10 protein-coding genes and 1 pseudogene are annotated in these 12,060 nt (G+C 49.1%); all 11 read left to right on the top strand.

The features are described 5' to 3' along the window. Positions 1 to 3 precede the first annotated feature (3 nt). The 11 genes and pseudogenes from ACYQ2M_RS14720 to ACYQ2M_RS14670 all read left to right on the top strand — a co-directional run bounded on the left by ACYQ2M_RS14720 (position 4) and on the right by ACYQ2M_RS14670 (position 11,855). Positions 4 to 348, top strand: coding sequence for a cupin domain-containing protein (locus tag ACYQ2M_RS14720; protein ID WP_459917121.1), 345 nt, complete (start codon positions 4 to 6; stop codon positions 346 to 348). 124 nt (positions 349 to 472) lie between these two features. Further along, positions 473 to 1,168 carry a DUF2848 family protein gene (locus ACYQ2M_RS14715; protein ID WP_459917120.1) on the top strand — a complete coding sequence of 232 codons (696 nt, stop codon included), beginning with the start codon at positions 473 to 475 and terminating at the stop codon, positions 1,166 to 1,168. A gap of 131 nt (positions 1,169 to 1,299) precedes the next feature. Next, complete coding sequence (locus tag ACYQ2M_RS14710; RefSeq protein ID WP_459917119.1) at positions 1,300 to 2,094, top strand: carbon-nitrogen family hydrolase; 795 nt, start codon at positions 1,300 to 1,302, stop codon at positions 2,092 to 2,094. Positions 2,095 to 2,274: 180 nt separating this feature from the next. Beyond that, complete coding sequence (locus tag ACYQ2M_RS14705) at positions 2,275 to 3,471, top strand: 4Fe-4S dicluster-binding protein (protein ID WP_459917118.1); 1,197 nt, start codon at positions 2,275 to 2,277, stop codon at positions 3,469 to 3,471. 63 nt (positions 3,472 to 3,534) lie between these two features. Beyond that, a complete protein-coding gene (locus ACYQ2M_RS14700) occupies positions 3,535 to 5,898 on the top strand; it encodes a xanthine dehydrogenase family protein molybdopterin-binding subunit (RefSeq protein ID WP_459917117.1) in 2,364 nt (787 codons plus the stop codon). Further along, entirely contained in the window at positions 5,895 to 6,386 is a 492-nt protein-coding gene (locus tag ACYQ2M_RS14695) for a (2Fe-2S)-binding protein (RefSeq protein ID WP_459917116.1), read from the top strand. Before ACYQ2M_RS14700 ends, ACYQ2M_RS14695 begins: the two co-directional genes overlap by 4 nt. A gap of 219 nt (positions 6,387 to 6,605) precedes the next feature. Continuing rightward, positions 6,606 to 7,505 (top strand): FAD binding domain-containing protein, encoded by a 900-nt coding sequence (locus ACYQ2M_RS14690; RefSeq protein WP_459917115.1) that lies wholly within the window; start codon positions 6,606 to 6,608, stop codon positions 7,503 to 7,505. Positions 7,506 to 7,904: 399 nt separating this feature from the next. Next, positions 7,905 to 8,948: a TRAP transporter substrate-binding protein DctP gene (gene dctP, locus ACYQ2M_RS14685; protein WP_459917114.1), complete on the top strand. Its 1,044-nt coding sequence runs from the start codon at positions 7,905 to 7,907 to the stop codon at positions 8,946 to 8,948. Between the two features lie 309 nt (positions 8,949 to 9,257). Beyond that, positions 9,258 to 10,574: a TRAP transporter large permease gene (locus tag ACYQ2M_RS14680; RefSeq protein WP_459917113.1), complete on the top strand. Its 1,317-nt coding sequence runs from the start codon at positions 9,258 to 9,260 to the stop codon at positions 10,572 to 10,574. 12 nt (positions 10,575 to 10,586) lie between these two features. Further along, on the top strand, positions 10,587 to 11,141 hold the full coding sequence (locus tag ACYQ2M_RS14675) for a TRAP transporter small permease subunit (RefSeq protein WP_459917112.1): 555 nt from the start codon (positions 10,587 to 10,589) through the stop codon (positions 11,139 to 11,141). Between the two features lie 292 nt (positions 11,142 to 11,433). After that, a pseudogene (locus ACYQ2M_RS14670) lies at positions 11,434 to 11,855 on the top strand (transposase). Positions 11,856 to 12,060 lie beyond the last annotated feature (205 nt).

The following is a 12,060-nucleotide window of genomic DNA, read 5'->3' as shown; positions in this document are numbered from 1 at the left end:
ATCATGGCAAAACCGGAAATAGAGTTTATTGATTACGACACCGAATATGAGTGGAGACTTGTGGAAGGCGACACACTGGGAATCAAGGAGAAAATTTTAAGTCTTGACCCTGAAACCGGTGATTATACCCGCATGCTTAAATTTCCTCCGGGCATTGAGACCTCGGAAACCCTGGTCCACGAATTCTGGGAAGAGGTACTGCTCATTGAAGGGTCCCTCACCGACATCGCCAAGAAAGAGACCTATCTACCGGGATACTATGCCTGTCGTCCTCCGGGAATGCTCCATGGACCCTACAAAATCCCCAACGGCTGCGTCACATTTGAAATCAGGTATCATAAAAAATAGGTCTGATTTTTTGCTTGTATCCGGGCGATTTTCAATGGACATGGAAATCACCGGACAGCGATTTTGCAGTCCACCGGGCTGGGTACGGTGGCTATAACGCTTTTTTACGGGGAGGAAATGAACATTGGAGATAGATCTTACACTGGAAACGAAAGAAGGCGCCAGGCCATTGCGATTCAGTTATACCAAAATGGTCAATGCCGGTTTCACAGGAAAAAATCAGGAAGAGGTACGACACCATTTAACGGAGCTTGCAGAAAAAGGCATTGAAGTCCCGGACAGCACCCCGACACTGTATCCGGTGGTGACACGTGCGCTGTCCACGGATTCCGCTATGGAGGTGTTTGGTGATGAAACCTCAGGCGAACTTGAATATGTGTTGTTCATCAAAAATGAATCTGAAGTCTACGTGGGGGTGGGAAGTGATCACACCGACCGAAATCTGGAAGAATTTCATATTCCCAGGTCCAAACAGATCTGCCCCAATATCACTTCCAAAACCGTGTGGCCCCTGGATGAAATTAAAGATCATTGGGACACCCTGACCATGCGGTGCTCGGTTGTCAAGGATGGAAAAACCACGCTTTATCAGGAAGGTGAACTGGGGCTTTTGCTCAATCCTTCCGAATTGATAACCTTTGTTAAAGAAAAAATAGAAGGCCCTCTGGACGGCACAGTGATTTATTCGGGTACCTTTAAAATGCTCACCGATGAGTTTATCTTTGCAGATAATTTTTCAGGGGAGCTGATGGACAACAAATCAAATCGCAGGATTGAATTTTCCTACGATGTGCTGCCCCTTGATTACATGGAAATTTAATGGATAAATAGAAGGTGCCCATGCGTCGTAAGTTCTCACTTTTCATACTGCATATATTATTTTGATTTATGATAACATCAGGTATGTAGTGACAAATTGAAAAACTTATCAATGACGAGAGAGGAAAAAAAATGAAAATTGCCTCAATTCAGATGTCGGTGATTGAAGGGGACAAGGCGGCAACCATTGAAAAGGCGACAGCCAAGATTCAAAACTGTGCCGATGCCGACCTGATCATGCTGCCGGAGATGTGGAATCTGGGATTCTTAAGCTTTGACAGCTATGCAACGGAAGCCGAAAAAAAAGACGGCCCCACACTGACCATGCTTCGCACCATGGCAGAAAAAACCAATTCCTGGATTCATTCCGGTAGTTTTGTGGAAAAAGAAGGAGCGCATCTTTTCAACTCCAGCTATCTGATTTCTCCCAAAGGAGATATAGCTGGCAGTTATCGTAAAATTCATCTGTTTGGATTCAATTCAAAAGAAACCCAGATTTTAACCCCCGGAAATGCCGTTTCCGTGGTGGATACTCCCCTTGGGAAAATCGGCATGGCCACCTGCTTTGATCTGCGATTTCCCGAACTGTTTCGACAAATGGTGGACAAAGGCGCAGAACTTTTCCTGGTGTGTTCGGCATGGCCCTATCCGAGACTGGAAGCCTGGCAGATGCTGAATCGAGTACGGGCCCTGGAAAATCAGTGTTTTCTGGTCTCCTCCAATGCCGTGGGCATGAACCAGGGGGGGCAATTTGTGGGCCACAGCATGGTGGTGGATCCCTGGGGTATTGTCATGGCCGGTGGCGGAGACGAAGAAACCGTTGTCCTCACTGAGATTGATATTAAAAAGGTTGCCGCAGCCAGAGAAACTTTTCCCGGTCTTGCCGGCAGGGTGGACTGGCTCAACTTATGCAAAAACACGGCTTGATTTGGCAACTTTTTTGGGGGGATCCAACGGACCCCACTGACAAACGAACGAAATGACTGAGCAGAATTAAAACCCAAATTCAACCAAATCTGGACAAGCCAGAACCAGAAGCGTTTTCTGATTCTTTCGTTAAAATAGCACAAATTCAGAAATAAGAATCTAATTACAAGGATATGAATAATGGCAAATTTAGGAATTGATTTTTGTGGTGTTCACTTTAAAAATCCCGTGGCGGCTGCATCTGCAGAACCCACATTGAACGCTGCAAACATGAAAAAATGTATTGATGCCGGTGCCGGCTCCGTCATTGCAAAGACCATGACCGACTCCCCGGACATGCGCGAGCTCACCACCCGGGCCAAATGGCGATTCCTCAACGAAAAACACGAGGTGTGCCGTGGAAAAGTCCCCCGGGCCTTCAGCCTGTACAGTCGAAGCGGTCTTGCCCTGGAAACCCCCAAGGAGTTCATGAAGGAGATCCGGGAGACGGTGAAATACGCTGACCAGAACGGTGCCGTGGTCATCGGCAGCATCGGCTCCACCGAGATAGATGGATGGGTGGATCTGGGCAAACAGATGGAAGACGGCGGGGTACCCCTCATTGAATTGAACTTTGGCTGCCCCCATCCCAAACTGATGCCCGGAGTTCGCACCGGCATGAACGTGGGACAGGATTTTAACTATGCCTGCGAGATCACCAATGCCGTTGCCAGTGCCGTAAAGGTTCCCATCATCATAAAAGTCACCCCCCAGGTCACCGATCTGGTTCAGTTTTCCGGCATGCTCAAGGACGCCGGTGCCGGTGCCGTTACCCTGACCAACCGGTTCATCGGTTTTGTACCGGACATTGAAACGGGAAAGCCCCTGATCTACGGCAAGGCTGGCATTGGCGGGCCATGGGTGAAACCCCTGACCCTGCGATGGATCAACGAGGTGCGCACCGCATTCGGCAACGATCTGCCCATCACCGGCACCAACGGCGCTTACGACTGGCGCGACATTGTCATGTTCATCATGAGCGGTGCCAGTGTGGTTCAGATCTGTTCCGCCGTCATGTGCTATGGATATGAGTGGCTGGGCAAACAGGTTGCAGGCCTTGAAAAATTCATGGACGAAAAGGGCTACGCCACCATTGATGACATGCTGGGCATTGCCACGGACGCTGCCATCGAGTATTCCCAGATGCCCGCAGAAAAAGCCCATGTCAATGAAGAGCTCTGCAAGGATTGCGGCATGTGCCTCAAGGCCTGCTTTTCCGATGCCATGCAGCAGGGCGACGGTCATGTATATGTGAAGCAGGAAAATTGTGTGGGATGCGGCGGATGTCTGTCCGTGTGCCCTGTGGACGGTGTCATAGAAATTTCTCCCAACAAGTAAGGCACTGCAGACCTGCCCGTAACGGTTCATATTTGAATTTGCACAGATGATGAGGAGGATAGTGTGGAAAACAGAGAAACAAGGTTAATATCAGGAAAGGGCCAGTATGCCGATGACCTTGATTTTCCCGGCATGGCCCATCTGGTGTTTGTGGGAAGTCCCCATGGCCATGCCGTGATTAAACGGCTGGCAGTGGACAAGGCGCTCAAGGTTCCCGGTGTGCTCACCGTGATTACCGGCGAAGAGATAGTAAAACACACCAACCCGCTGCCGGTGCAGGCCAATTTCAAAAGCAAGGGATGGACCTGGAAATTGGCCCATGTTTATGCCATGCCCAAGGATAAGGTCCGCTGGTATGGAGAACCTGTGGCCGCTGTGGTGGCAGAAGATGAAAAAACAGCCCGGAAAGCGGCGGACCTCGTGGAAGTTGAATATGAGCCCCTGGCAGTGGCGGGAAATGCCCTGGAGGCTCTGGAACCCGATGCACCCAAGCTTTACGATGACTGGGAAGACAACAAACAGGTACATCTGAAGTTTGATTTTGGAGACCCGGAAGCTGCCTTTAAAGAAGCCGATCAGGTGATGCATATAAAAACACGGGAAGGACGGGTCACCGGTCTTCCCATTGAGGGCCGGGGGTGTGTGGCCCATTATAATCTCAAACGAGATACCCTGGAAATGTGGGGATCATTTCAGACCCCCTATCTTTCCCGGCATAACATTGCCGCCACCCTTGGCATGCCCGAAGTTAAGGTGAAAATCAATGCTGTGGATATCGGCGGTGCCTTCGGCCTTAAAATCCATGCCTGGAAAGAGAATGTGGTAGCCCTGGCATCCAAACTCACCGGACGTCATGTGAAATGGTTTGAGCCCCAGAAGGATTTCATCGTCACCGGCCCCCACCAGCGCGATGTGTTCTGGGAAGGGGATGTGGCCTTTAATAATGATGGCACCCTTTTAGGGGTAAAGGCCACCGTGACCCATGATCTTGGAGTGGAGAGCACCAACAAGGGCATTGCCGCATTAAGTATTTTTCCGGCATGTTCCGCCGTTCCCAACATGTACCACTGGAAGGGCATGCACGTTGAAGGCGTCGGTACCGTCACCAACAAATCCTTTTACTGCGCCTACCGGGGCTATGGCAAGGACAAGGGCATCAAGTTCATTGAACATGCCCTGAACCAGATCGCCCGGAAGCTGGGCATGACCCCCGAAGCCATCCGCCTGAAAAACTACATCCAGCCCGACGAATTCCCCTATCATCAGATTAACAGCTATGTCTACGACAGCGGCGATTACCCGGGCACCCTTAAAAAAGCCCTGGACATGGCCGATGTGGATGGATTCCGGGCCAAAAAAGAGCAATATCTTAAAGAGGGAAAGCACATCGGCATTGGTGTGATCTCCGCCATTGAACCCGCAGGGGTGGCCGTGCCCAATTGTCAGATGGGCGGCATTACCCAGGCCAGGGTTCAAATCACCGCCGACGGCACCATTGAGGTGCACAGTGATCGCACCGAGATCGGACAGGGAAGTGAAGCCAGCCATGCCATTATTGTATCCAATATCTTAGGATGCAATCGGGAGGATGTCCTTGTAAAACCGGTGACGTCGGATTATATCGGACAGGGTCCTCTGTCCAGTCGCGGGGCCGTCTATCCGGCCAGTGCCGTTGCCAAGGCCGCCAAAATCATAAAGAAAAAGGTGTGCCAGTGTGCGGCAGCCTTTTTGAAGACGGATGAAGAGAGTCTTATTTTAGAAGGCGGCATGATCTATTCTTCCAACAATCCGGTCGAGAAGTTGACCTACAAACAGCTTGCGGAAAAAGCATACTTCTTTCCCGGCCCCCGGGGACTTCCCCCTGAAATATTGAAAAATCATGACCACCTGCTGGATGTCACCACCACCTGGTACAGCCCCACCACCCCGGAATCAGGATCATCTTACACAAGCTTCTGCACATCGGCGGACGTTGCCGTGGTGGAGGTGGACATTGATACAGGTGCCACAAAAATTATCAAGTATGCCCATGTCCACGATGCCGGTACCATCATCGACAAACAGATTGTGGACGGACAGATCCACGGCGGCATTGTCCAGGGCATCGGCGAAGCCCTGTCCGAACGGCTGGATTACAACGACAAGGGACAGTTGATGACCTCGTCATTTTCCACCTATCTCATTCCCACGGCGGTGGAGGCACCGGACATTGAGGTGGCCCACCTGGAAACCCCCTCCCCTTTTACGGAAACGGGCAGCAAAGGCATGGGAGAAGCCCCCATCATCGGCAGTAAGGCCGTTATTCTGGCAGCCATTGAAGATGCCCTGACCCCCTTTAACATTGAAGTAAATGAATCGCCTGCAACACCGGAACGGGTCAGAAGCTGGATTGTGGCAGCCCGAAAGCGACAGGAGGAAGCCAAATGAAAATGCCGGTTACATTGAACATCAACAACACCACCTGGAACCTTGACATTGATGCCAATGCCACCCTGCTTGAAGTACTGCGAAATAAGGTACTCAATCAGCAGAGTGTCCATAGAAGCTGTGAAGAGGGAGAGTGTGGTGCCTGCACCGTGCTCATGGACGGCAAACCGGTGAACAGCTGTCTTGTCATGGCAGCATCGGCCCAGGGCTCTGCCATTATCACCTCGGAAGGTCTCATGAGAGGAGACGAACTGCATCCTTTGATGAAGGCTTTTGTGGATGAGCTGGGACTTCAGTGCGGGTTCTGCACACCGGGCATGGTGATGTCTGCCTATGCCCTGATAAATCAGTGGGAAGACGAGGAACTTTCCGACATGGATATCAGAAAGGCCATTGAGGGGAACCTGTGTCGCTGCACCGGGTATGTAAATATCGTCAAGTCCATCCGCCGGGCCAAACAGGCCAAGGATGCGGGCAACTGGTGGTAAGTTTCATATAAACCCACATGTCCTGTCGGACACAACGAAGATAGGGTCGTAGACGCGGAACCAAATGGCATTATGCCGCCGCCCCCCCCGACGGGCAATGGGCCCGGACCGGAACTGTAGACAGTTCGATTGTCCGGTTCCTATTGCCCATCGGGGGGGAGGCGGCTCTGCCGAGGTTGCCTTGGAGGCTGCCTTTTCTTATAAAAAAAGAGGTATCACATGAAAAATTTTGTAGGTTCAAGGGCTCTGCCCGACCTGGTATACCATTGTCCTGAAAACATGGAAGCGCTCATGGCGCTCTTTGACACCATCCAGGGGGAATACAAAATCGTTGCCGGGTGTACCGATTTTATTCCCGCTGTTCGGGGTGGACGATGGTCTTTCAGTGACGGTATTTCGCTCATTGATATAAAGAAAATTGATGCATTAAATTTTATTGAAGAAGCTGATGGAATTGTCTCCATTGGTGCGGTAACGCCATTGTCCACCATCATGTCTTCAGATATTGTTCAACAACATGCCCCCGGCCTTTGCCATGCCATGTCCACCATGGCCTCACCCCAGGTGAGAAATGTGGGTACCATGGGCGGTAATATCGCCATGTCGTCTCCGGCCGGAGATACCGTTCCCACCTTGCTTGCCCTGGGTGCATCTGTGATCATCAAGGGCAAAGAGACAGAAAAAGAGATTCCCCTGGATGAATTCTTCACAGGTCCGGGAAAAAATATCATGGCTCCGGATGAGGTTTTGACCTGTATCCGTTTTCCGGCTCTCAAATCTGATGAATCCGTTCATTTTCAAAAAATCGGTACCCGGGATGCGGTGATCATTTCCATTGTATCGGCCGCCTCCTGGCTAAAGGTGGAAAGCGGTGTATGCAAAACAGCCCGCATTGCCCTGGGCTCTGTGGCCCCCACACCGATTCGGGTTCCCGGGGCCGAGGCATTTCTTGCAGGTAAACCTGTTACCGAGGATGTCCTGGCGCAATGTGCCCAGATGGTGGCCCGAGAAATCACCCCCATCACCGACCTGAGAGCCAGTGCCGATTATCGAAGAGATCTGGCCGAAACCCTTTCCCGGCGAACACTTATGGCATGTATGGCTGATTTGAACCCATAAATTCAAAATCACCACGTTTGATTGATCAACACTTAATTTCAGGAGTAAATATTCGGACAGCACCCCATCTTCACTTATGTTGACCTGCTCCCATAGCATTAGTGCATGAGTATGCCAGGCAAAATCCAGCCAAGCGAATATGGTGAACTGACCAAACGGTTAGATTACGATGCCGAATAGTTACGTTGACAGTTGAAAATTCCTACAAATATCGTAGGACTCTGATACTCAGAAATACAAAATAAACACACCTGAAATTAAGCGTTGAGTAAGCGCGACCCATTGGAAGCATTCCCGATGGTACACCTGTTTTGCGCCTTTTTTTAGAAATTCGTAAATTAATAGCTCACATGAAGCAATCGCATATGATTTTAAACCGTTTTAATGAAGGAGAGTTCTATGAAGTATGCAAAAGCAGTTAAATGTATGATCGTTGCAATATCGCTTATTACGCTTTGCGGATTTATCTCAACCAATGCCATGGCCGCGGAAAAAGTATACAAATGGCGTGCCCAGACCTATGCCGTATCTGGAAGTGTCGGGTATAAGGCACTGGAAAAATCGTTGCAGGACTTAAAAGCCGCCTCCAACGGACGTCTGGATATTCAACTTTATGGAGTTGGTTCCCTTGTGGGTCCATTTGAGCAGCTGGACGCCATGGGCATGGGCATTTTTGAGTGCGGTTTTAACGCCCCGGCTTACTATGCCGGCAAAGATCCCGCATTTGCAGCATTGTTCAGTCTCATGAACATCTGGGAAAATACCAGTGATGTGAAAATCTGGAGTTACTACTTCGGAGGTCTGGAGCTTGCCCGGGAACTCTATGGGAAATACAAGGTTCATTATGTGGGACCGGCCCTGGTGGGTGCTGAACCCATCATGTCCAAGGTGCCCCTGAAACAGTTGTCCGACTTCAACGGTATTAAAATCAGAACCGCCGGTGGGCTTACATCGGAGCTGTTTCAAAAACTGGGCGCATCCCCGGTAAAAATGGGTGGTGGAGAACTTTACACAGCTCTGGACACGGGTGTTGTGGATGCAGCTGAGTTTGTAAGCCTTGCGGAAAACCACGATATCGGTCTCCATGAAGTGACAGCATATGTTCTTTACCCCTCCTTCCACGGCAACACCGCCACCTGTGACTTTACCGTTAATCAAAAAGCCTGGGACAAGTTACCTGCGGATCTCAAGGCCCTGATGGAATCCTGGATATATGAGCTGGATGCCCGGTTTGATTATCAGTCCGCAGCGGAAAGTGCCCGGGCGCTGCAGAAAATGAAAGAAAAAGGGCTTGTTCATACCCAGCTTTCCAGTGAGGATATGGCCAAGGCCAGACAACTTTCCCTTGAAGTTGCCAATGCGTGGAAAAAGAAAAGCCCCATGTCTGCAAAAGTCATTGATTCTATTCTGGATTACCTTAAATTAACTGGCTCTATCAAATAATTCATAAGTCCTAAGTTTTCATTTAAAGGGGTCCGTTAAAAAATTAACCATCTATATGCAGTATTTATTGCCCCACCGGGGTGTCTCCATCAGAGACTTTTGCATAATTTATTTTCTAACAAATCCTAAGTTTTAATCAAACACATTATGTGGTGTCAAATAAGAGAAGTTATGACTGACGCGTCACCAAAATAAATCTCATCACAACATCGTCCTTCAGGGGATGGTGTTGTGATGAAATCAAACCGCTCACCATATCAAGTTTGGATGTGGCAACAATTTATGCCATGAACATATTAAGGAGATCTTATGGAGCCAGGATTATTAACCATATTGATGTTCAGTTCTTTTTTCGCGCTGCTGGCACTGGGAATTCCATTGGCATGGACCACCGGAAGTTTGGGACTGATATTTGCCTTTTTTCTTTGGGGACCGGATGCCATGTCCGTTGTGGTACTTCGGGTATGGGATGTCATGGGAAGCTTCAGCATGATCGCCATCCCCCTTTTCGTCTTCATGGGCAATATGCTGCAAAAATCCGGCATTGCACATGATCTGTTCAAGGCCATCCAGGTATGGGTGGGGGGGCTTCGCGGGGGGATCGCCGCAGCCACCATTTTACTTTGTACTGTACTGGCCGCCATGATCGGTACCGTGGGAGCAGATGTAACCATCACCGGCCTCATTGCCCTACCCTTTATGTTCCAGCGAGGATATGACCGCCACATGGCTCTTGGTTCAATTGTGGCAGGCGGTGCCCTGGGGGTATTGGTACCCCCCAGTATCATGTTCATTGTTTACGGCGTCACTGTGGGAGAATCCATTGGCAAGCTGTTCATGGGCGGTGTGGGACCGGGATTGTTGTTTGGTGGTCTTTACATAGCTTATATCCTTATTAAATGCTATCTGGACCCATCTGCCGGACCAGCTGCCCCTGAAGAAGAGCGCAATGTACCGCTGATTCAAAAAATCACCATGTTTAAATCCCTTGTTCTGCCCATTGGCTTGATTCTAGGAGTGATGGGTTCCATCTTCGGCGGCATTGCCACCCCGGGTGAAGCCGCCGGTGTGGGAGCCTTGGGTGCCATTTTATGTGCAGGGGTAAGAAAACAGCTGGACTGGCACAACCTGAGCGATTCATTGTATGAAACCATGAAAACAGTGGGACTGATACTGTGGATTGTCTTTGGTGCCATGGTGTTCATTGCCACATATACATTGGGCGGGGGAGCTGAATTTGTCAAAACAGCCCTGGTGGCCCTGCCCCTTAATCCTTGGCTGGTGTTGATCATCATCCAGGTTATACTGCTGTTCCTTGGTATGGTGCTGGATATTATCGGTATAACCGTTCTTTTAGCCCCGATCTTTGTACCGGTTATTACAGAGCTGGGGTTTGATCCATTGTGGTTCGGCGTCATATTTAATCTTAATCTGCAGATTGCCTATCTCTCTCCGCCCTTTGGGTACTCCATCTTTTATCTCAAAGCCGTGGCACCGCCCGATGTGACCATGGCAGATCTTTATAAATCCGTCCTGCCTTACATGGCGCTTCAGGTTGTCGGTATGATTCTATGCATGATCTTTCCCCAGATCATTCTCTGGCTTCCCAACCTGATGATGCAATAAAAGGAGCAAACAATGACACAACAAAACCCACAAGCCATGAATCAGGATACACCGTTTGCGGCCACGGCAAAAATTGCAAATGCCCTGGACAAAATCAGTGAATGGCAGGGTAAGGCCGTTTCCCTGCTTATTTTGCTGGCCACTTTTCAAATCTGCTATGAGCTGGTAATGCGTTATCTTTTCAACGCTCCCACGGTGTGGGGACTTGAGCTGACGGTGTATCTGTGCGGTGTTACCTATATTATGTCCGGGGCCTATGCAGAACGGTATGGTGCCCACATCCGGGTGGATGTCTTTTACAACAACTGGCGTCCCAGAACCAAGGCCTGGTTTGACCTTATGGTAACGGATCTGTTTCTCTTTTTCTTCAGTGGTGTATTGCTGTGGCACGGCAGCATCTGGTTCTGGGAAGCCGTGAACCAGGAGTTGACCTCGGGCACCATCTGGGATCCCATCATCTGGCCCATGCGTCTTGTTATTGTGCTGGGCGCCTTGATGCTTATGATATCCGGTATTCCCAAATTTTTACGGGATCTGGTCCGGGCGGTCTGGAACGTCAAGATTTAGCTTTTTGCCGCTGAATTCCCTTGTGAATTTTTAATTCAGGGGGATTCACCGGCTGTCAATATTCGGTCAGCACCCCATCTTCACCTGTTTTGAATTGCTCAAGCATCAGTATCTACGCAGTCCCAAACTAATGGCATTTCTTTTTTAGGAAGTCAGACCTTATTGATTTCCCATTTATAAAGCACAGAGCACGGTACTATATGGATACATCCCCGGGAAAACGGTAAATTAAAAACGGCTGACTCCCTTATTTTCCCCTGAACCCCTTTGAATATTGCATCATACCCACCGGGTGGCAATCTCAAACTACAGGATCAAGGCATGTGAAGGTGGAAAGGTCACTTTTTCATATCGAGACCGCAGAAAAAAACCACTGAGGAGATAACCCTAGAAGCGGTGGCGTTTATCCGCCGTTTTCTTCTCAATGTAGTTCCCCGGAACTTCATGCGTATCCGGCATTTTGGATTGTTTGCAAATCGGTGTAAAAAGGACAATATTGCACTGTGTCTCAAATTGTTGGAAGCGGAGGCCGAAGAAAGCCGGGCTTCCAGATCCGTTGAGGAGATTATGCTCGATTTGACCGGAAATGATATCCGGTGCTGCCCATTATGTAAAAAAGGAATACTGGAGAGAAAATTTGAGATAAAAAAATTTCTCTACGGTATGGGAGGGAACGAGTTCATAAAGTCACCCAAAGGAAGATATTCTCCATAAAACCGGTTGATTAAAATTAGTGCAATTATCAAAATTGGCTGGATGTCTTTAATACTTCAAGTGAAGGAGGGGAGAAGTGCGTCCTGCAGATGCTGATTCCTGAAAAAAGTTAACTATGGAACATCAGAAATGCATTTTTTTACAATTTTACTGTTTAGCTAAATTAAAATATTGACCTAACATAGAAAAAAAGATTAAAATAACA

It is taken from the genome of Desulfocicer niacini, assembly GCF_054657595.1.
This window is presented reverse-complemented; position numbering and strand designations above follow the sequence as displayed.

Bases quoted from the DNA above. Each gene is read 5' to 3' on its own strand.
- ACYQ2M_RS14690 (WP_459917115.1), top strand. From the start codon at position 6,606: ATGAAAAATTTTGTAGGTTCAAGGGCTCTGCCCGACCTGGTATACCAT.
- ACYQ2M_RS14695 (WP_459917116.1), top strand. From the start codon at position 5,895: ATGAAAATGCCGGTTACATTGAACATCAACAACACCACCTGGAACCTT.
- ACYQ2M_RS14675 (WP_459917112.1), top strand. From the start codon at position 10,587: ATGACACAACAAAACCCACAAGCCATGAATCAGGATACACCGTTTGCG.
- dctP (WP_459917114.1), top strand. From the start codon at position 7,905: ATGAAGTATGCAAAAGCAGTTAAATGTATGATCGTTGCAATATCGCTT.
- ACYQ2M_RS14710 (WP_459917119.1), top strand. From the start codon at position 1,300: ATGAAAATTGCCTCAATTCAGATGTCGGTGATTGAAGGGGACAAGGCG.
- ACYQ2M_RS14720 (WP_459917121.1), top strand. From the start codon at position 4: ATGGCAAAACCGGAAATAGAGTTTATTGATTACGACACCGAATATGAG.
- ACYQ2M_RS14705 (WP_459917118.1), top strand. From the start codon at position 2,275: ATGGCAAATTTAGGAATTGATTTTTGTGGTGTTCACTTTAAAAATCCC.
- ACYQ2M_RS14680 (WP_459917113.1), top strand. From the start codon at position 9,258: ATGGAGCCAGGATTATTAACCATATTGATGTTCAGTTCTTTTTTCGCG.